Source organism: Lutimaribacter marinistellae, assembly GCF_042648365.1.
In the GTDB taxonomy this organism is placed as follows: Bacteria; Pseudomonadota; Alphaproteobacteria; order Rhodobacterales; family Rhodobacteraceae; genus Lutimaribacter_A; species Lutimaribacter_A marinistellae.
This window is the reverse complement of record NZ_JBHRXI010000049.1, coordinates 21,151-41,276: the sequence shown is the minus strand read 5'-3', so window position 1 is coordinate 41,276 and position 20,126 is coordinate 21,151. Positions and strand designations below refer to the sequence as shown.

Annotated in this window: 15 protein-coding genes; 10 read left to right on the top strand and 5 right to left on the bottom strand. The window is 60.9% G+C overall.

Annotation, left to right across the window (positions count from 1 at the left end):
• Positions 1–45: 45 nt before the first annotated feature.
• The 3 genes from ACFORG_RS21510 to ACFORG_RS21500 form a co-directional block, all read right to left on the bottom strand.
• Positions 46–855: a glutamate racemase gene (locus tag ACFORG_RS21510; RefSeq protein WP_386737642.1), complete on the bottom strand. Its 810-nt coding sequence runs from the start codon at positions 853–855 to the stop codon at positions 46–48.
• A gap of 7 nt (positions 856–862) precedes the next feature.
• The gene (locus ACFORG_RS21505) at positions 863–1,741 is read right to left on the bottom strand and encodes a lysophospholipid acyltransferase family protein (protein WP_386737641.1); all 879 of its coding nucleotides are present in this window, start codon (positions 1,739–1,741) and stop codon (positions 863–865) included.
• 84 nt (positions 1,742–1,825) lie between these two features.
• A complete protein-coding gene (locus ACFORG_RS21500) occupies positions 1,826–5,248 on the bottom strand; it encodes an indolepyruvate ferredoxin oxidoreductase family protein (RefSeq protein WP_386737640.1) in 3,423 nt (1,140 codons plus the stop codon).
• Positions 5,249–5,415: 167 nt separating this feature from the next.
• Here ACFORG_RS21500 and ACFORG_RS21495 point away from each other — a divergent pair, with 167 nt between their 5' ends.
• The 8 genes from ACFORG_RS21495 to grxD all read left to right on the top strand — a co-directional run bounded on the left by ACFORG_RS21495 (position 5,416) and on the right by grxD (position 14,032).
• Complete coding sequence (locus ACFORG_RS21495) at positions 5,416–6,321, top strand: LysR family transcriptional regulator (RefSeq protein WP_386737639.1); 906 nt, start codon at positions 5,416–5,418, stop codon at positions 6,319–6,321.
• 398 nt (positions 6,322–6,719) lie between these two features.
• Positions 6,720–8,894 (top strand): mechanosensitive ion channel family protein, encoded by a 2,175-nt coding sequence (locus ACFORG_RS21490; protein WP_386737638.1) that lies wholly within the window; start codon positions 6,720–6,722, stop codon positions 8,892–8,894.
• Positions 8,895–8,960: 66 nt separating this feature from the next.
• Positions 8,961–10,100 (top strand): BamA/TamA family outer membrane protein, encoded by a 1,140-nt coding sequence (locus tag ACFORG_RS21485; RefSeq protein ID WP_386737637.1) that lies wholly within the window; start codon positions 8,961–8,963, stop codon positions 10,098–10,100.
• 79 nt (positions 10,101–10,179) lie between these two features.
• Positions 10,180–10,578, top strand: coding sequence for a hypothetical protein (locus ACFORG_RS21480; protein ID WP_386737636.1), 399 nt, complete (start codon positions 10,180–10,182; stop codon positions 10,576–10,578).
• Positions 10,579–10,754: 176 nt separating this feature from the next.
• Positions 10,755–12,914, top strand: coding sequence for a phosphoribosylformylglycinamidine synthase subunit PurL (purL, locus tag ACFORG_RS21475; RefSeq protein ID WP_386737635.1), 2,160 nt, complete (start codon positions 10,755–10,757; stop codon positions 12,912–12,914).
• Positions 12,915–12,986: 72 nt separating this feature from the next.
• Positions 12,987–13,229: a BolA/IbaG family iron-sulfur metabolism protein gene (locus tag ACFORG_RS21470; protein ID WP_386737633.1), complete on the top strand. Its 243-nt coding sequence runs from the start codon at positions 12,987–12,989 to the stop codon at positions 13,227–13,229.
• 141 nt (positions 13,230–13,370) lie between these two features.
• Positions 13,371–13,583 (top strand): hypothetical protein, encoded by a 213-nt coding sequence (locus ACFORG_RS21465; RefSeq protein ID WP_386737632.1) that lies wholly within the window; start codon positions 13,371–13,373, stop codon positions 13,581–13,583.
• 86 nt (positions 13,584–13,669) lie between these two features.
• Complete coding sequence (gene grxD, locus ACFORG_RS21460; protein WP_386737631.1) at positions 13,670–14,032, top strand: Grx4 family monothiol glutaredoxin; 363 nt, start codon at positions 13,670–13,672, stop codon at positions 14,030–14,032.
• 72 nt (positions 14,033–14,104) lie between these two features.
• Here grxD and mfd read toward each other — a convergent pair whose 3' ends face one another.
• Both mfd and ACFORG_RS21450 read right to left on the bottom strand, forming a co-directional pair.
• Positions 14,105–17,569, bottom strand: a complete 3,465-nt coding sequence (gene mfd, locus ACFORG_RS21455; protein WP_386737630.1) for a transcription-repair coupling factor — start codon at positions 17,567–17,569, stop codon at positions 14,105–14,107.
• Between the two features lie 19 nt (positions 17,570–17,588).
• Positions 17,589–18,113 carry a component of SufBCD complex gene (locus ACFORG_RS21450; protein ID WP_386737629.1) on the bottom strand — a complete coding sequence of 175 codons (525 nt, stop codon included), beginning with the start codon at positions 18,111–18,113 and terminating at the stop codon, positions 17,589–17,591.
• 241 nt (positions 18,114–18,354) lie between these two features.
• Here ACFORG_RS21450 and hemB point away from each other — a divergent pair, with 241 nt between their 5' ends.
• Positions 18,355–19,353 carry a porphobilinogen synthase gene (gene hemB / locus ACFORG_RS21445; protein WP_386737628.1) on the top strand — a complete coding sequence of 333 codons (999 nt, stop codon included), beginning with the start codon at positions 18,355–18,357 and terminating at the stop codon, positions 19,351–19,353.
• 136 nt (positions 19,354–19,489) lie between these two features.
• Positions 19,490–20,062: a lipid-binding SYLF domain-containing protein gene (locus tag ACFORG_RS21440; RefSeq protein ID WP_386737627.1), complete on the top strand. Its 573-nt coding sequence runs from the start codon at positions 19,490–19,492 to the stop codon at positions 20,060–20,062.
• Positions 20,063–20,126: the final 64 nt, after the last annotated feature.

Here is a 20,126-nt window from a genome sequence, read left to right as displayed (position 1 = left end):
AAGTTGCCGTAAGTCATTGTACAGCAGGGAAAAAAGGCAGCCGGATCAGGCCGATTGAAACCGGATCTCTCGTCGGAGGAACCGCGTTGCGCGATCGCTCACACGGTTGGGATCCCCCGTTGTGAGATACCCGCTTTCACCCTCACCTTCCATACCGGGATGTCGCGAGAGATAATCGGCAAGACTGTCCGCAACAAGCTTGGCCTGGCTGAACACCTTTACATCTGCGCCAAGCGCCTGCTGAAAGCTGTCCTGCATCAGCGGGTAATGGGTGCAGCCCAGAATCGCGGCCTCGGGATGCGGCATCTTGCGTTTCAATGCCTCAACATGGCTGCGCACAAGAGCCTCGGCAAGGATCATGTCACCTTCCTCGATGGCATCGACCACACCGCCACAGCTTTGCGCTTCGACATCGACGCCGATGGCCCGGAAAGCGAGCTCGCGCTGAAATGCGCGGCTCGACACGGTGGCGGGCGTCGCGAACAAAGCGACATGCTTGGTTTCGACCTCCCGTGGCGGCGAATTATCTCCCCATTCCCGCTCGGTCAGCGCCTCGATGAGGGGAACGAACACGCCCAGTACGCGCCGCCCCTCGGGAACGCCGTTTTCCTGGATCCTGCGCAGCGCCGCGGCACTCGCCGTGTTGCACGCCAGGATCACGAGGTTGCAACCGCGCGACCAGAGCTCATGCACTGCCCGGTTCGTCAGCTGGTAGATATCATCGGCATCGCGGACGCCGTATGGAGCGTGCGCGCTATCGGCGAAATACAGGAACTGCACATCGGGAAGACGCTGTCTGGCGGCCTCGAGAACGGTCAAACCGCCCAGGCCGGAATCGAAAATGCCAACTGCCATTTGCCTTTCAGGCGCGGTGCCTGTCCTCGAACTCGTAGCCGTAATCATATGATTTCAGCGGTGTCGGAGACAGCTCATACGTGGCTTTGCGCAGGAAATCCATCATCCGCTTCGAATCCTTGGACAACGGGTCAAGAATGTCGCGGTCAATCGGTTTGCCGATCACGACCTGGACGGGCGCATCGACGCGTTTCTTGAATTCACGGATCAAAAGGCCCATCCGCAAGGTATAATGAAGGTGACTAGCGATATGGAACAACCGGGTGGTATGGCCGCAAAAGAACACGGGGACCACAACGGCGTCTGACTTCGCGACCATCCTTGCGGTGAACCCGCGCCAGCCGGGATCCATCGGATGGGAAAACGGTTTCGCGGCGGTGCTGACGGTCCCGCCGGGGAAAATGCCGATCGCGCCCCCTTCGCTCAGGTAGTTCAGCGCCGTCTTGCGGGTTTCGACATTCAGGCGCTGCGCCTCTTTCGTTTCATCGAACGAGATCGGCAGGATTATCCTGTTCAGGTCCTCCGCCTTGCGGAACACGCGATGAGCAAGAATGCGGAAATCGCCGCGCGTCTGCGCAAGGATGTGCCCCATCATCAAACCGTCCAATATACCGTAAGGATGGTTCGCGATCAGGATGACAGGGCGTTCCTGCGGTATAGACCTCAGCGACCCGCCGACCACTTCAAGCGACAGGCCGTACCGCTCGACCATCACCTCCCAGAAATCACGGCCTGCGGCAACCTCGTCCGCGTAACCGTCCGCCCGTTTTATCAATCGCATCCGTCCGGTGGTGTTTTCCATCAGCCGGATCATGGCCCGCCCGCCCTTGGTGGCGGCCGAATGGGCATAGCTTATGTCCCGAGCGACGTGGTGGCGCGACGGCATTCCTGTTCTCTCCTAGAATCACCCGCCTGAATACGGGCGGATGATACAGTTGCATAGAACATGTGACGACGACGTGACGATTTATTATTCAGCCGCCTTTCGCAGGTCCGGACCGCCTTGGCGGAAGGCTGCCAGCAGTTCCTCGCGGCGCTTCGCAGCTTTCGCTTCGTTTGCAGCCTTCACCGGGCCGAACCCCCGAATGTCGAGTGGCAGTTTTGCAAGGGCGATTGCAACGTCACGCGTTGCGGGCGTGACCTTGGGCAGGATCTCGGCCATGTCGGCCTCGTACTGCTTGATCAGCGCCCGTTCCATACGGCGTTCGGCAGTGTAGCCGAACACATCCAGCGGCGTGCCTCGCAGCCCCTTCAAACCGGCAAGCAGGCGCATCGGTCCGGTCATCCATTCACCGAACTCACGCTTTTTTGGCCGACCGTCCGGCCCTTTGCCGCCCAGCATCGGCGGAGCGAGATGAAAGGTCATCTTCAGATCTCCATCGAATTCGTCCGCAGCCTTGTCACGGCTCTTGAGCAGCAGGCGGGCGACCTCGTACTCGTCCTTGTAGGCAAGCAACTTGTGATAGCCAAGCGCCACCGCCTCTTTGAGCTCACGGTCCTCGACCCCGTCGAGCATCTTGGCATAGCGCTTGGCAAGCCGCTTGCCCTGGTACTCGGTCAGGTGCTTCTCGCGGAACGCGATGCGATCCTCCGGTGTCTTGGGCAGTTCGACCACGGTCGCAGGTTTCAGCAGCTTCTCGACCTCGGCGGGATGCAGCACGGCCCAACGCCCGATCTCAAAGGCACGCAAGTTCTTTTCGACGGCGGCGCCATTAAGTTCGATCGCCTGCACGATGGCATCGTGGCTGATGGGAAGAAGGCCACGCTGCCACGCGCCACCGAACACCATCATGTTCGAAAAGATGGCATCGCCCATGGCGACACGCGCCAGTTCGGACGCATCGAACAGGTCCAGACGGTCTTTCAACCGCGCCTCGAGCGCCAGCGACAGCCGGTCGGTCGGGATCTGGAACTCGGTATTGCGGGTGAAATCGCCGGTAATGATCTCGTGGCTGTTCACCACGGCGCCGGAACTGCCAGAGCGCAGCAACCCGATGGTCTTGGCCCCTGCGCTTACAACCAGATCGCCGCCGATCAGTGCGTCGCATTCCCCGGTGGCGACCCGGATCGCGCTGATATCCTCCGGCTTTTCGGCCAGCCGGCAATGGATATGAACTGCGCCGCCCTTTTGGGCGAGGCCGGCCATTTCCATCATTCCCGCACCCTTGCCGTCAATCTGCGCAGCCTGCGCCAGAACCGCCCCGATGGTCACGACGCCGGTGCCTCCAACACCCGTGATCACCACGTTATGCGTGCCGTCAATCGCCGGCAGTTCGGGCATCGGCAGATGAGGCAGATCGAGGTCGGTGGTCGGCCCCTTGCGGATCTTTGCCCCTTCCAGCGTCACAAAGGACGGGCAGAACCCCTTGAGGCACGAGAAATCCTTGTTGCAGCTGGATTGGTCGATTGCGCGCTTGCGGCCCAGTTCGGTCTCTTTCGGAACGATCGAGACGCAGTTCGACTGCACCCCGCAATCGCCGCACCCCTCGCAGACATCCGTGTTGATGAAGACACGCTTGTCGGGATCGGGAAACGTACCGCGCTTGCGACGGCGACGTTTTTCGGCAGCACATGTCTGGATGTAGACGATGGCCGACACACCCTCGACCTCTCTCATGCGCTCCTGCACGTTCATCAACTCTGCCCGCTCATGCGTCGGCACCCCTTTGGGCATCGCGGCAAAGTTCACGTCTTCCTTTTCGTCGTAGACAACGGCCAGTTCCTTTACGCCCATGGCCTTCAACTCGGCCACGATCTGCTCGGGGCTCAGACCGCCCTCGTTCTCCTGACCGCCCGTCATGGCGACGGCATCGTTGTAAAGGATCTTGTAGGTGATGTTCGTACCCGCGGCGAGTGCCGCGCGGATCGCCTGCACGCCGGAGTGGTTGTACGTCCCGTCGCCGAGGTTCTGGAACACATGCTTGGTTGTCGAAAACGGGGCTTCGCCGATCCAGTTCGCACCCTCTGCACCCATATGGGTAAAGCCGGTCGTCTCGCGATCCATCCACTGAACCATGAAGTGACAGCCGATCCCAGCATAGGCGCGGCTACCTTCGGGAATCTTGGTCCCGGTATTGTGCGGGCACCCAGAGCAGAAATAGGGCAGACGCGCGGCGATCTCGGTGGCGTTGTCGTTGCGACGGGCGTCCTGAATGGCGGCTATGCCCGCCTTGACCCCATCGGTGTCGCGGCCCTCTTCGATCAGGATCTCGCCAAGTTTCTCGGCAATCATGATCGGGTCCAGCGCGCCGCGGGTCGGGAAAAGCTCTTCGCGGTGCATACCGCCCGCGCCGCCCTTGTACCAACCATAGACACGGCGGCCCTGCCGGTCGTCAAAGATGGCTTCCTTGACCTGAACCTCGATCAGCTTGCGCTTTTCCTCGACGATGACGATCAGGTCGAGCCCCTCGGCCCAGTCGTGGAAACCCTGCATGTCCAACGGAAATACCTGGCCGATCTTGTAGGTCGTGATGCCCAGTCGTTCGGCCTCGGCTTCGTCGATGTTCAGCAACGACATAGCATGGACAAGATCCAGCCAGTTCTTGCCGGCCGCGACGAACCCGATCTTGGCACCGGGTTTGCCCCAAACGCGCTTGTCGATTTTGTTGGCACGGCTGAACGCCTCTGCAGCATAACGTTTGTGATCGATGATCCGCGCCTCCTGCGCGGTACGGTCGTCAATCAGGCGGATGTTCAGCCCACCTTCGGGCATATCGAATTTCGGCTCGACCAGTTGCATGCGGTCAGCACTGCCATCCACGACCGATGTCACCTCGATCGTGTCCTTCATCGTCTTGAGGCCAACCCAAAGGCCGGAGAAACGCGAGAGCGCGAAACCATAGATCCCGTAATCAAGGATCTCCTGCACGCCTGCCGGGCTTACGATCGGCAGGTAGGCATCCATCAGCGCCCATTCGGACTGGTGCAATACTGTCGAGCTTTCGCCGGTATGGTCATCCCCCATGGCCATCAGCACCCCACCGTGCCGGGCGGTGCCAGCATTGTTTGCGTGCCGGATGGCGTCGCCCGAACGGTCGACACCCGGTCCCTTGCCATACCAAAGGCCGAATACCCCGTCATACTTGCCGTCGCCGCGCAAACCCGCCTGTTGAGAGCCCCAGAGCGCCGTCGCGGCCAGATCTTCGTTCAATCCGTACTGAAACGTGACATCCGCTGCGCTCAGGTATTTTTGCGCGCGCGTCATCTGAAGGTCCACCGCCCCCAGTGGAGAGCCACGATAGCCGGTTACAAGTCCCGCAGTGTTCAGCCCAGCCGCCTCGTCGCGCGCCTTTTGCATCAGCATCAGCCGGACAAGCGCCTGCGTGCCGTTCAGCAGGACGGGACTCTTCTCAAGGTCGTAACGGTCGGTGAGGGAAATCTTCTGCTTGCTCATCGGACGCCTCCCAACGTCGATTGGCTGCCCAGCTTATGGGCATATTGGGTCACAATTACTGACCTTTATAGAGGTATTTTCGCAGTTCCGCAACGGTATGTCAGTTGATTGTGACAAATCACTCCCATCTGATATAGGACGCGAACCGGATTTCGGAAACTGGATCAATGGACTGGGACAAGCTGAGAATCTTTCACGCCGTGGCCGACGCAGGCAGCCTGACCCATGCCGGGGACAAGCTGAACCTGTCGCAATCTGCCGTCAGCCGCCAAGTGCGCGCGCTCGAGGAATCGCTTAACGCGACGCTGTTTCATCGGCACGCGCGCGGGTTGATCCTGACCGAACAGGGCGAGCTGCTATTCGACGCGACATCCGCGATGTCCAAGCGACTCGACGCTGCTGCCGCGCGTATTCGCGACAGCGAGGAGGAGGTGTTCGGCGAACTGCGTGTTACGACCACATTCGGTTTCGGCACCCTGTGGCTGGCCCCCCGCCTGCCCGCGCTTTATGAGAAATATCCCGAGCTCAAGGTCGACCTGATGCTAGAAGAACGGGTTCTGGACCTGCCGATGCGCGAAGCGGATGTCGCGATCCGAATGAAGGAACCCAGCCAGGCGGACCTCATCCGCAAGCGCCTGATGACGGTCCGAATGGCACTTTATGCTTCATCCGAATACCTTGCGCGCAACGGCACACCGGAGTCGATCGAAGACATCGCAAAACACCGGCTGGTGTGTCAAAACCCGTCAGCGGCGCAGGTTGGCGCGGGCGCAACGCTCGTACAGCACCTTATGACGGCAAACCCATCGTCTCTGCTGACAGTGAACAATTACTTCGGTGTCCTGCAGGGTGTTCTGCACGATCTCGGCATTGGCGTGCTGCCCGATTACGTGACCGAGGATTTCCCGGCCCTTGTCCAGGTTCTGCCCGACATTGTCTCGGCGGACGTGCCCGTCTATCTCGCCTACCCCGAAGAGCTGCGCCATTCACAGCGCATTTCAGCCTTCCGCGACTTCGTTCAGGACGAGATAATTGCTCACCGCAAGACGTTGAGGGATCTCGGGAAATTATAGCTCCTCAATAGCTATGCACTGTTAGCATATCAGCAATGCTGCATATGCGACATTATTTTCCTTGATCGTTCACAGACCGCCGCCTAAATCGGCACTCGAAGGCGATGGCGCATCATTGCTCATCATCTTCATACCTCCCTGTTGGACTATGGCCGAGCTTAGTGCTCGGCCTTTTTTTGTTCTGTGTCCGACACGCCCTGTCGCGCGGGAAAAATCACAACTTTTCAGAGTTGGCATTAGGCACCTGTCGCGACGTCCCCTAAACTTGCCCGGACCTTTTGGGCAATGGACTTCGACCGGGGGCTACAGTGACGTCTTTTCTGAAATTCGTTTGCAGCGTTTTCTTTCTCTTATTCGCAACAAGCCAGGTACTGGCACAGGTTCCAGGCACCACAAGTATGGGCAGTTCGACCGAAGCGGCGGCGCCCGTGGTGCCAGAGGACTTGACCCCGGAAATGGTGGACGATCTGGTTGCCCGCATGTCGGACGACGAGGTACGCGCCCTGCTCCTCGACCGGCTCGACGCGGTTGCAGCCGCACGTGCAGAGGCTCCGGCGCCTGAACAAGGGCTTCTGAGCATCGCTCAGGATACGGTCGGCGCTATTCTTGCCTCGTGGCTGGACGTGCTGCGCAAGGTCCCCAACCTCTTCGGCAACCAAGTGCAATCCTTCGCGAACTTTGCCGACACCTTCGGTTCGACAGGCCTGTTGCAACTCTTCGGCTTCACCCTTCTGGCGCTTGCCATCGGCTTTGCTGCGGAAATGGCCGTGGGACTTTGGACAAGACGCTGGATAAGGGACACGCAAGCCGGTGCAACAGCCGATCTGCGCGGCGCTGTCAGCTTTCTCTTCCGCCGGTTCTGCCGCGAATTGCTTGGGCTGGTGGTCTTCTACTACACCCTCGTCCTTGTTGGCCGCTATCTGCTGACACCGGAACAGATCACCTATGCCTCCCCTTTCGTACTCTACCTGATCTGGCTCCCTCGCCTTGGTGGTGCCATTTCCCGCTTCATCCTGGCACCCGAACGCCCCGATCTGCGCATGGTGAATGTAAGCGACAAATGGGCAACTTATCTGCATCGCAATCAGATCGGGCTGTTCCTTCTGATCGGCTTCACCCTGTTCATCGTGCGCTTCAATGCGTTGAACGGCGTTCCGATGGGTGAAATGCGCCTTGGATTCTGGCTCAACACAGCGATCCATCTCTATATCGCTCTGATTGCTTGGACCGCCCGCGAAGGCCTCAGCGACATGATGCGCGGGACCGATCCGGACCGGACCAACTTCGATGAACGTGTCGCAGATCTGTATCCCTATTTCGCCATCGGGGTTTCGGCTGTCATGTGGCTGATCGTCGAGATCGTGGCGGCCACCGGCAACCGCGATCTATTGTCCGCCGTAGCCGGCGGCGCGCATTTCGTAACCATGTTCTGGTTGCTCATGGCCCCGGCAATCGACACGCTGATCCGCGGCGTCGTCAGGCATACCCAACCGCCGATGATCGGCACCGGGCCCGTCGCCGAGCGTGCTTACAAATCGACCAAGCGCAGTTTCATCCGGATTGGCCGGGTTCTCGCCGGTATCTTCGTCGTGCTTCAGATCGCCGATGTCTGGGATATCGACCTGCGCGCGCTTGCCGGTACCGATCAGAATGAAAGCGCCGCGATTGTCGAGTTCCTGATCATCCTGGCAATCGGCTACATCATCAACGAGGTGGTCTCGCTCTGGATCAACCGGAGGCTCGCCAAGGAACAGACCGCGGGTGCCGAACCCGACGAAGAGGCCGGCGAAGGCGGCGGCGCGGGCGGCTCGCGTCTGGCCACCGTATTGCCATTGCTTCGGGTGACCGCTCAGGTTGCGATCGCGGTTATCTTCGGATTGCTGGCGCTTGGCGCGCTTGGTCTCGACATCACGCCGCTGCTCGCCGGTGCCGGTATCATGGGTCTGGCCATTGGTTTCGGTGCCCAAAAACTGGTCAGTGACATCGTTGGCGGCATCTTCTTCCTGATCGACGACGCCTTTCGCGTAGGCGAGTACGTGGATGTCGGCGGCACAACCGGCACGGTCGAGAAGATTTCAATCCGCTCGATGCAACTGCGCCACCATCGCGGCCCGGTCCACACCATTCCCTACGGCGAAATCGCCAAGCTTACGAACTTCAGCCGCGACTGGGTCATCATGAAGCTGAAGTTCACAGTTCCCTTCGACACCGATCCAAACAAGGTCAAGAAAATCTTCAAGAAGATCGGCGCCGAGATGATGGAGGAACCCGAGCACAAGGATGGTTTCCTGCAGCCGTTCAAAAGCCAGGGCGTCTTCGACTTCGACGATGTCGGTATGATCATCCGCGGCAAGTTCATGGCCAAGCCCGGCAAACAGTTCACCCTGCGCAAAGAGATCTACAACCGGGTCAAGAAAGCCTTTGCCGAGAACGGGATCGACTTTGCCCGCCGCGAGGTGCGTGTCGCCATTCCGGGCCTGGAAGAGGCCGAACATATCTCGGAGGAGCAGAAAGCTGCCATCGGCGCCGCTGCCGGCGAGGTCGTCAACCAGGAAATCGCCAAACGGGAATAATCGTCTGCAAGTCGGGCGGATCGCCCGCCCGATCTGCCGACTTGGATTTCATCGAAGGTCGGGATGATGTTTGGTCAATACCTCTCGAAACGCCTCGCAAGCATCACTTTGCTACTCGGCAGCGTCTTTCTCGCCGCAAGTCCCGCGGCGGCCCAAACGCGCGATGGTATTCTCGACACGTCGGTCAGCCCCGTCTCGCAAACGCAAGAGGCCGACGCCGTCGGCTTTCGAAACGGTTCTCTGGTGGTCGCACCTATCCCGTTCTCAAACCCGACCATTGGCTCGGGTCTGGCTATCGGCTTGGGCTATCTTTTCCAGTTCGACGAAAGCTCCAAACCGTCGGTCATCGGCATCGGTGGCCTACGTTCCGACAATGGCAGCATGGCGGCCGGATTTGCCGCGAACTTCTATTTCAGCGAAAACCGGTGGATCCTCAGGCTGCTTGGCGCCGAGGCGGACGTTCAATACGACCTCTATACGAATCCGGGTGTCCTCCCGATCAGGCAGGACGGTATCCTGGGACGGATCGCCTTGTCCTACGGTGTGACACCAGACCTGTCTTTCGGTGCCAGCGTCCGCTACCTCGACACCAGCATTGCCCCCGCCAGCCCCGGCTTGCCGCCGATCCCGCCTCCTTTCGACCAGTTCCTCGCCGTCGAGGTTGCGAATGTAGGGGTGATCGCAGAATGGGACACGCGCGACGATTCGATCTATCCCACCACCGGGCACCACCTTGGGTTCCAGGCAGCGCATGGCATCGCCTTGTCGGGTCTGGTTCAGGATTACCAGAAGGCCTATGCCAATTTCACGACCTATTTTCGACCATATGAACGCGGCGTGATTGCCGCCCGCGCCTCGCTATGTGCTGCCTCGCAGGAAACGCCGTTTTTCGACCAGTGCGGGCTGGGAACGACGGATGCCTTTCGCGGGTTCTCGGCCACCCAACTGCTGGATTTTCGATCTGCCTCGCTGCAGGTCGAACTGCGCCACAGGTTCACGGAACGGATCGGCGGCGTGGTTTTCGGCGGTATTGGCCAGACCGGATCGGAATTCGATACGCTTGATGCCGGGGGCACGCACAGCGCTTACGGACTTGGCGCCCGCTATCGCGTGTCCAAGCAATTCCCCCTTGATTTCTCGGTCGATGTCAGCCGGAATGACCGGTCCGAAACCAACCTATACATCTACGTGGGCCAGCGTTTTTGAATACTGGACCCCGAATTTTCCCGGGAACTATTCCTGTCAGGCGCCGTTATTCCGGCACAACAGCACAAGGAACAGACCCATGAAACGCATCTTTGCTACCGCGGCTGCTCTTGCCCTTGCCACCACCAGTGCAAGTGCCCTGGTCCTGACCGAGAGCGCAACGCGCGGCGACGCTGACGAAACCTTCCTTGAAGAGAATGTCGAATTCGTCGGCAACCCGGTTTACGACTCGACCGGCATGAAGATCGGCAACGTGACCAAGGTCGATGCGAACGCCGCTGGCGACCGCCGCATCCACGTGATGTTCGACGAAGGCGCTGTCGATGGCGTGGCCGGTTGGATCTTTGCGCTCGACGAGATGTGGGAATCGGGTGGCTCGATCGAACTCACCTGGAGCGCCGACGCCATCAGCACCTACCTGCTGAGCCACGCCGCCGACAAGACCGCGCCTGATTACAACGTGGTCGTCGTCGACTGACCCACCGCGGATAACAATCAGAACAATCGAAAGACAAACCTGCCCGGTCCGCTCGCGGTCCGGGCTTTTTCTTTGCGCGGGCAAAGGCAGCGACGCGCCGCGCGCGCGGGTCTTTCCACCGGCCCGACCTTGCACTAAAGACGTGGCGACCGACGCCGAGAGGGAAGCGCCCGAACATGCAAGAGCCCGCCATCACACCCGACCTGATCGCCGATCACGGGTTGAAACCCGACGAGTACGACCGCATCCTTCAGATCATCGGGCGCGAACCCAGCTTTACCGAACTGGGTATCTTTTCGGCCATGTGGAACGAGCATTGCTCGTACAAGTCCTCCAAGAAATGGCTGCGCACCCTGCCCACGTCCGGCCCCCAGGTCATCTGCGGCCCGGGTGAGAACGCGGGCGTTGTCGATATCGGCGACGGACAGGCCGTGGTCTTCAAGATGGAAAGCCACAATCATCCCTCCTACATCGAGCCCTACCAGGGCGCGGCGACCGGAGTGGGCGGCATCCTGCGCGACGTGTTTACCATGGGCGCGCGCCCCATCGCTTCGATGAACGCGTTGTCATTCGGCGAACCCGACCATCCCAAGACCCGCCAATTGGTCAATGGCGTTGTCGAAGGGATCGGCGGATACGGCAACTGTTTCGGCGTGCCTTGCGTCGGTGGCGAGGTTCGCTTCCACCCTGCCTATAACGGCAATTGCCTCGTGAACGCCTTTGCCGCCGGGCTGGCCGACAGCGACAAGATTTTCTACTCCGCCGCATCCGGCGTGGGCATGCCCGTGGTCTATCTCGGCGCCAAGACCGGGCGCGACGGTGTCGGCGGCGCCACAATGGCAAGCGCCGAATTCGACGACACGATCGAAGAAAAGCGACCCACCGTTCAGGTCGGTGATCCATTCACCGAAAAGCGCCTGATGGAGGCGTGCCTTGAACTGATGCAGACGGGTGCCGTGATCTCGATCCAGGACATGGGCGCGGCCGGCCTGACATGTTCCGCGGTGGAAATGGGCGACAAGGGCGGTCTGGGCATTCGCCTCAACCTCGATCACGTGCCCCAGCGTGAAGAGAATATGACCGCTTACGAGATGATGCTGAGCGAAAGCCAGGAGCGCATGCTCATGGTTTTGCGCCCCGAGAAAGAGGCCGAGGCCAAGGCGGTTTTCGACAAGTGGGACCTTGATTTCGCCATCGTTGGCGAAACGATTGCCGAGGACCGATTTCTCATCATGCAAGGTAACGAGGTCAAGGCCGACCTGCCGCTCTCGCCGCTTTCGGGTCAGGCGCCCGAATACGACCGCCCGTGGGAGCCGACGCCGCAGGCCGAGCCGTTGGCCGACGTGCCCCAGATCGACCCGATCGACGGTTTGCGCGCACTGCTCTGTTCACCCAATTACGCGGCGAAACAATGGGTTTACGAGCAGTACGACACGATGGTGATGGCCGACACGGCCCGCACGCCCGGCATGGGCGCGGGAATCGTGCGGGTTCATGGAACGGACAAACATCTTGCCTTCACGTCGGATGTCACCCCCCGCTATGTGCGCGCGAACCCCGTCGAGGGCGGCAAACAGGCCGTGGCCGAGGCCTATCGCAACTTGACAGCCGTTGGTGCCCTACCCCTTGCCTCGACCGATAACCTGAACTTCGGAAACCCTGAAAAGCCCGAAATCATGGGACAGTTCGTTGGCGCCATCAAGGGTATCGGCGCCGCCTGCGAAGCGCTGAACATGCCAATCGTGTCGGGCAACGTCTCGCTCTACAACGAAACTGACGGTCAGGCGATCCTGCCGACACCGACAATCGGTGCAGTGGGTCTCCTTCAATCAGCCGAAGACATCATCGGATGCGAAGTCCGCGAGGGCCACATGGTCTTGGTGATCGGCGAAACAACCGGCCATCTCGGTCAATCCGCCCTGTTGGCCGAGGTCTTCAACCGCGAGGATGGCGACGCCCCGTCTGTCGACCTCAAGGCCGAGAAACGAAACGGCGATTTCATCCGCGACAATCGCGAACTCATCAAGGCCTGTACCGATATCTCGGACGGCGGATTGATCTTCGCTGCATTCGAGCTGGCCGAGGCCGCGGGAGTCGGCATCGCGCTGGATGATGCCCCGACAGAGATCCTTTTCGGAGAAGACCAAGCCCGCTACCTTGTCGCCTGCAATTTCGACCAGGCCGAGGCGCTGATGATAGCGGCCGGACAAGCCGGCGTGACCGTAACCAGTGTTGGCAGGTTCACCGGGGACCGCGTTCGCGTCGGCAGTTCCGATGCCCCGCTAGCCGATCTCGCTACCCTTTACCGCACGCGATTTGCCGAGGTGGTCGCCTAAGGCCACCCGCGCTCTCTTGCGCGCCGCGACGCCGCGCCGTAAACCTTGAGGCAGTTATCAGGAGACACCCAAATGGCCATGGAAGCCCATGAAATCGAGGCGTTGATCCGGGCAAGCTTTCCGGATGCGAAAATCACCATTACCGACCTCGCGGGCGACGGAAACCACTACGCCGCAGAGGTCATCGACGAAAGTTTCCGCGGTCAGAACCGCGTTCAGCAGCAGCGCGCCGTCTATGCTGCGCTCAAGGGCAAGATGGACGGCCCTGCAGGCGAATTGCACGCGCTTGCGCTGACGACCAAGGCACCCGAGTGATACAGTGAAACAGCCGGCGGCGCGCTTCGTGCCGTCGGTACGTCCGACGCGGCCACGTAGCGTAACAAGCATGCAGCCTTGTAGCGCCCCACCGAAAAACCTACCTTTGCATTGTCTTTCATAACAACAAGGTAGACCATCATGTTGAATGGTCCCGTGCCCGCCTTTCAGGCGCTGGCCGGAATGGAACATCACCCGCTGTTGGCGCTTCTCATGCTGCCATTCCTTCTGATCTTTCTGCGCGCCACCTGGCTCGAGCTGCGGCGTTGGTACCTTTACGGCCCCTCCAGGAACAATCGGGCCATGTTCGACTTCGACGAAAGCGCACCGGGACACCTGTCCAACAGGAAGTGAGCGGTTGCCCTGCCGCACCTGCGGCCTTATGTCATGCGAAACGTCCCGATCGTTTCGACACAAACGCGCAGTGAAGAGGCAATGCCATGACCGACGCAAAAAACCGTATCAGCGAAACCGTCACCTCCAATGACGTGGTGCTCTACATGAAAGGCACAAAGTCGATGCCGCAATGCGGCTTCTCCTCGCGCGTGGCGGGTGTTCTCAACTACATGGGCGTCGACTACCAGGACGTGAACGTGCTGGCCGACGAAGAGATCCGCCAGGGCATCAAGGACTATTCCGACTGGCCCACCATCCCGCAGCTTTACGTCAAGGGCGAATTCGTCGGCGGTTGCGACATCATCACCGAGATGACGCTGTCCGGCGAGCTCGACAAGCTTTTCGAGGAAAACGGCGTCACCTACGACAAGGATGCCGCCGATAAGATCCGCGAAGCCAACGCCTGATACAGGGAAGGCACAGACATCAGACGCAAGGGGGCCAGATCGGCCCCCTCTTTCGTTTCCGCTTCTGACCAGTCACTGCGCGTTGGCGGTGGCTTGCTTCCTGGCCGTATGCGCTTTCTCGGCAAGGTCGCGCGCGATGGCAAAGGCACCCTTGATCTTATCGGCATCGTTCTTCCAGTCGCGCCGCACGACGATCTTGTTGCCCTTGATCTTGGCTAGGCCCTTCTGATCCTGGATGAAAGCCACCAGCCCTTCGGGCGACGCGAACTTGTCGTTGTGGAACTCGATCGTGGCCCCTTTCGGCCCGCCATCCAGCTTGGCAATCCCTGCTCGTTTGCACATGGCCTTGATGCGCACGACCAGCAGCAGGGTATTCACTTCCTTCGGCAACGTGCCGAACCGGTCGATCAACTCGGCCGCAAAGCCCTCCAGCTCGACCTTGGTCGTCAGGCTGCTCAGCCGCCGGTAAAGACCCAGCCGCACGTCGAGATCGGGAACATAGTCCTCGGGTATCAGGACCGGCACGCCAAGATTGATCTGCGGTGCCCATTGGTCGTCCGCATCCGACAAACCCTCCATCTCGCCCGCGCGGATCTTGGCAATCGCCTCCTCCAGCATTGATTGATAAAGTTCGTAACCCACGTCGCGCATCTGGCCGGACTGCTCTTCGCCCAGCAAGTTGCCCGCGCCACGAATGTCCAGGTCCTGACTGGCGAGCGTGAACCCCGCGCCCAACGTATCCAGCGAGCCCAGCACCCGCAGACGCTTCTCTGCCGCGGGCGTCAGGCGGGCGCGCGGTTTCGTCGTCAGATAGGCATAGGCCCGTGTCTTGGATCGTCCGACCCGTCCGCGGATCTGGTATAGCTGACTCAGTCCGAACATGTCAGCGCGGTGCACGATCATCGTGTTCGCCGTAGGAATGTCGAGCCCGGATTCCACGATCGTCGTCGCCAGAAGCACGTCGTACTTGCCATCGTAGAAGGCGTTCATCCGGTCATCCAACTCGCCCGCCGCCATCTGGCCATGCGCGACGACATAAGTCAGTTCCGGCAGTTGCGCCTTGAGGAATTCCTCGATCTCGGGAAGGTCGCTGATACGGGGCACGACGTAAAAGCTCTGGCCACCGCGATAATGCTCCCGCAACAATGCCTCGCGGACCGTTACCGCATCGAACTCGCTCACATAGGTGCGGATCGAGAGGCGATCGACCGGGGGCGTGCCGATGATCGAGAGGTCGCGAACACCCGTCAGCGACAGCTGCAAGGTACGCGGGATAGGCGTTGCTGTCAGCGTCAGCACATGCACGTCGGAGCGCATTTGTTTCAGCCGTTCTTTGTGCGCCACGCCGAAGTGTTGCTCTTCGTCGATCACCAACAGGCCAAGGTTCTGGAACTTCACGGACTTGGCCAGCAGCGCATGAGTACCCACGACGATATCGACCGTCCCCTTCGCCAGCCCTTCACGCGTTTTCTGCGCCTCCTTAGAGGACACGAAACGCGACAGCTGTCGAACCTCCAGCGGAAAGCCCCGGAAACGCTCCTTGAAGCTTGCCGCGTGCTGGCGCGCAAGAAGCGTGGTTGGAGCGATCACCGCCACCTGTACACCCGACATGGCCGCGACAAAGGCCGCGCGCATCGCAACCTCGGTCTTGCCAAAGCCGACATCGCCGCACACGAGGCGGTCCATCGGCTGCCCGCTGGTCATGTCGCCAAGCACATCCTCGATGGCGCGCAACTGATCCTCGGTTTCCTGATAGGGGAACCGGGCGCTGAACTCTTCCCAGGCGTGGGGCGGCGGATCCATGATCGGTGCCTTGCGCAGCGCGCGCTCGGCCGCGATCCGGATCAGGCGGTCGGCCATCTTGCGGATACGCTCCTTCAGCTTGGCCTTCTTCGCCTGCCATGCCCCGCCGCCCAACTTGTCCAGCAGGCCTTCCTCATGCCCGTATTTCGACAAGAGCTCGATATTCTCGACCGGAAGGTAAAGCTTGGCCTCCTCGGCATATTCCAGCAGCAACATCTCATGCGCCGCTCCAAGCGCCTGCACCACTTCCATGCCGCGATACCGTCCGATGCCGTGATCGACATGCACGACCAGGTCGCCGGGCGAGAGCGATTGCACCTCGGTCAGGAAGTTCTCGGCCTTGCGCCGTTTCTTCGGCGCGCGGATCAACCGATCTCCCAGAACATCCTGTTCCGAGATCACTGCCATCTCGGGTGTCTCGAACCCGTGCTCCAGCGCCCAGACCGCAAGGTGCAAACCGCGTTTGCCGATGCGCGTGCCGTCACGCACGGGAATTGCCTCTGCCAGTCCCTCGTCTTCGATCAGGCCGGTCAGACGCTCCCGCGCGCCTTGGGAATACGAGGCGATCAGCACCGGGCCGGCGTCCAGTTTTGCGCGAACATGATCCGCCAAGGCACCAAAAAGGCTCAGGTTTTCCTGTTGACGCTCCGGTGCGAAATTCCGTCCGATCCGTCCACCGGCGTCGATGACGCCCGGCCCGCTGGCCCGTGGCAACGGACTGAACTGCATCACGCGGCGATCGGCAACAGCGGTGTCCCACGCCGTCTCGTCGAGATACAGCAATTCCGGCGGAGCGGGTTTATAGACCGTGTCCATCCGGTTGCGATCCTTCAACGCCAGGCGGCGCGTCTCGTATTGGTCGGCGATCCCTTCCCACCGCGCGATGCGCGCGGGCGTCACCTGGTCGTCCACCGTCACTGTCGCGCCCGGGATGTAGTCGAACAAGGTTTCGAGCCGCTCGTGAAAGAACGGCAGCCAATGCTCAACCCCGGCATGCTTCCGGCCTGCGCTTACCGCCTCGTAAAGCGGATCGTCGGTTCCCGCGGCACCGAATTCGATGCGGTAATTCTGTCGGAACCGCGTGATCGCAGCGTCGTCCAGAATCACCTCGCTGACAAGCGCAAGTTCGACCACGTCCAGTTTCTCGGTCGTCCGCTGCGTAGCCGGATCGAAGCGCCGCGCACCGTCAAGAACGTCTCCGAACAGGTCCAGCCGCACCGGACCGCTTTCGCCCGGCGGATAGATATCGATGATCCCGCCCCGGATCGCATAATCCCCCGGCTCCATCACCGTGGGCGCCTGCGAAAACCCCATGCGAACAAGGAAATTCCGTAATGCCTCCTCGTCGACACGGCCCCCGACACGCGCGGTAAAGGCCGCCTCGCGCAGAACGTCCCGTGCTGGCACCCGCTGGGTCGCCGCGTTCAGCGTCGTCAACAGAACGAACCGTTCGGGCATCTGGTGCACAAGCGCGGCCAGCGTCGCCATTCGCGCTGCCGAGATGTCGGCGTTGGGCGAGACGCGGTCATAAGGCAGGCAGTCCCACCCCGGAAAGACAAAGACCGGCATATCCGGCGCAAAGAAGGTCAACGCCGAGCGCATCGCATCAAGCCGTTTATCGTCCCGCGCAACATGCAGGACACTCCCACCCGTCCGGGCGACTTCCTTGAGGATCAGCTGCGCGTCGAACCCTTCGGGCGCGCCCCCCACCTGGATGTGGTTCGCTGCACTCATCTCATACTCCTTGCGCGCTTCAGCCCAGAACGCCGATCGACAGGTTCTGATACATGCCCCACAGCGACGTGACAAAGATCGAGACCATCCCGATCGCCTGGGTATAAGTCCGACACCGCGACAGATGTTTCATCAAATCCGGCGATCCGGTGCCTTCGGCCCAGATCTTGCGCGCGGTGCGCAGGTTCAAAAGACCGACAAAGGACAATGGAAACCCGATCAGGAACAGCGCCTGCGCGAATTCGACTCCGTAAAGAAATCCAAGCGTTGCAAGCACCGACAGACAGAAACAAACGATACCAAGCAGCCAGATGCCCGATACATCCGCGATGTAAAGGATACGGTTCACATTGATCCGGGTCAGGTCGCGAAGATCGGTCTCAAGCTGCCCGCCAGCGCGCCGGGCCCGCGTAACCATGTCGTAAGGCACGCCCAGCACCCAGTGACTCGCCGAGGACCACGTGACGGCAAGGGCGATCCAGAACCACAGGTTCGAGAATGACCGCATGTCGATCACCTCGAAGAGGTTTCCGTACCATTCCATCTTTGCCCGATCCCCAAAATCGCTGTTCCGGCGGTTCTAGCGCGCAGGATCGAAAATGCCCAGAGGGCGAGTGTGCGCCAGTCACTCCGAAACCCCTCTGACCGGGTCCCTCACGGCCTTCAGGCTCAGCGGCCTGCCGCGTCACCCGCGCGTGACGCGGAGGCGCCCGCTTCTCTAGAACTGGACTGGACAAGGGGGCTGGCCGGGTGCATCCCTGAGGGCATTCTGACAGGAGAGCCCGATGCGACCGAGCCAAGCCGCCTTCCCCGCCACACGTTTCCGCCGCGTACGCCAGTCGGACGCCTTGCGCAGGCTGGTACGCGAGAACGAGTTGAGCGTGAATGACCTGATCTGGCCGGTTTTCGTCCGGGACGGCGAAGGGCAGGAAGAGCCGGTTCCCTCGATGCCCGGCGTGATGCGCCGCTCCGTCGACCTGATCGCCAAGGCCGCGACCGAGGCTCAGGCGCTTGGCATTCCCGCCATCTGCCTCTTTCCCTACACCGACCCATCGCTCAAGACCGAAGACTGCGCAGAGGCCTGGAACCCCGACAACCTCTCGAACCGGGCGATCCGGGCGATCAAGCAGGCCGCGCCCGATATCGCCGTCATGACAGACGTCGCGCTCGACCCCTACAACATCAACGGGCATGACGGCTTCGTCGTCGATGGCGAGATCGTCAACGATGAAACGGTCGAAGCACTGGTCAAGATGACGCTGGCGCAGGCCGATGCAGGCGCAGATATCATCGGCCCGTCTGACATGATGGATGGCCGTATCGGCGCGATGCGCGCGGCGTTGGAAAAGGCAGGGCACAGCCGGGTTACGATCATGAGCTATGCGGCAAAATATGCCAGCGCCTTCTACGGTCCGTTTCGTGACGCTGTCGGAGCGTCGGGCGCGCTCAAGGGCGACAAGAAAACCTACCAGATGGACCCCGGAAACAGCGACGAGGCACTGCGCCTCATCGAACGCGACCTGACCGAGGGTGCCGACATGGTCATGATCAAGCCGGGCATGCCCTATCTCGATATCTGCCGCAGGGTGAAGGATACGTTCGGCGCGCCGACCTATGCCTACCAGGTCTCCGGTGAATACGCGATGGTTCAGGCGGCGGCGCAGAATGGCTGGATCGATGGTGAAAAGGTCATGCTGGAAAGCCTCATGGCATTTCGCAGGGCCGGTTGCGACGGGGTATTGACCTATTTCGCACCGACCGTTGCCCGCATCCTTCAAGGCTGAAGCAGAAAATTCGCCAAAGCGGGCAGAATCCCGCCGAACACGGCCTGCTTGGCGCGTGACACCGCGGGGCCATCGGCGTACTATCACGCAAAGACCGGGATAACCCGGCTTTCAGGCAAAAAATCGAGAGACAGAGATGAGCAGTTCCCATTCTTCCCGGCTGACCCGCCGAGGCCTCGTTCTTGGCATGGCCAGCCTGACGCTGACCGCCGCGTGCGGAAACGGTGTCGGCAACAACAACGCCACCATGATCGACGCGCGCGTCAACGCCACGCTCAACGAGATGTACACCTCCTATCCCAACACCATCCAGATTGCCGAACGGGCATCGGGCATGCTGGTCATGCCACTGGTGACAGAGGCGGGCTTCGTGCTGGGCGGCGCGTATGGACGTGGTGCGCTGCGCATCAACGGCGCGACGGTCGATTACTACTCGGCGGTCAAGGGCAGCGCGGGCTTTCAGGCCGGGGCGCAGCAATATGCGCATGTGCTGTTCTTCATGACGGATGCCGCTCTCGAGGAATTCCGCCGCAGCAGCGGCTGGGCCGCGGGCGCCGACCTCGAATACGTGGTCAAGGAACAGGGCGACTCGATCGCCGCGGACTCCAACACCCTGCGCTCGCCGATCCTTGCGGCGGTCTTCGGCCAGGCGGGCCTGCGTGTCGGTGCGACGCTCGAAGGGACGAAATACACCCGGATCATTCCCTGATCCGTCGAACGTCCAATGCGCCGAATGGTAAATTGAAAACCTCATGCGCCGCGTCCCCTCCGGG

Coding starts and splice junctions, on each gene's coding strand:
- ACFORG_RS21495 (WP_386737639.1), top strand. CDS start 5,416: ATGGACTGGGACAAGCTGAGAATCTTTCACGCCGTGGCCGACGCAGGC.
- ACFORG_RS21510 (WP_386737642.1), bottom strand. CDS start 855: ATGGCAGTTGGCATTTTCGATTCCGGCCTGGGCGGTTTGACCGTTCTC.
- ACFORG_RS21465 (WP_386737632.1), top strand. CDS start 13,371: ATGTTGAATGGTCCCGTGCCCGCCTTTCAGGCGCTGGCCGGAATGGAA.
- hemB (WP_386737628.1), top strand. CDS start 18,355: ATGCGACCGAGCCAAGCCGCCTTCCCCGCCACACGTTTCCGCCGCGTA.
- mfd (WP_386737630.1), bottom strand. CDS start 17,569: ATGAGTGCAGCGAACCACATCCAGGTGGGGGGCGCGCCCGAAGGGTTC.
- purL (WP_386737635.1), top strand. CDS start 10,755: ATGCAAGAGCCCGCCATCACACCCGACCTGATCGCCGATCACGGGTTG.
- ACFORG_RS21450 (WP_386737629.1), bottom strand. CDS start 18,113: ATGGAATGGTACGGAAACCTCTTCGAGGTGATCGACATGCGGTCATTC.
- ACFORG_RS21490 (WP_386737638.1), top strand. CDS start 6,720: ATGGGCAGTTCGACCGAAGCGGCGGCGCCCGTGGTGCCAGAGGACTTG.
- ACFORG_RS21480 (WP_386737636.1), top strand. CDS start 10,180: ATGAAACGCATCTTTGCTACCGCGGCTGCTCTTGCCCTTGCCACCACC.
- grxD (WP_386737631.1), top strand. CDS start 13,670: ATGACCGACGCAAAAAACCGTATCAGCGAAACCGTCACCTCCAATGAC.
- ACFORG_RS21505 (WP_386737641.1), bottom strand. CDS start 1,741: ATGCCGTCGCGCCACCACGTCGCTCGGGACATAAGCTATGCCCATTCG.
- ACFORG_RS21440 (WP_386737627.1), top strand. CDS start 19,490: ATGAGCAGTTCCCATTCTTCCCGGCTGACCCGCCGAGGCCTCGTTCTT.
- ACFORG_RS21485 (WP_386737637.1), top strand. CDS start 8,961: ATGTTTGGTCAATACCTCTCGAAACGCCTCGCAAGCATCACTTTGCTA.
- ACFORG_RS21500 (WP_386737640.1), bottom strand. CDS start 5,248: ATGAGCAAGCAGAAGATTTCCCTCACCGACCGTTACGACCTTGAGAAG.
- ACFORG_RS21470 (WP_386737633.1), top strand. CDS start 12,987: ATGGCCATGGAAGCCCATGAAATCGAGGCGTTGATCCGGGCAAGCTTT.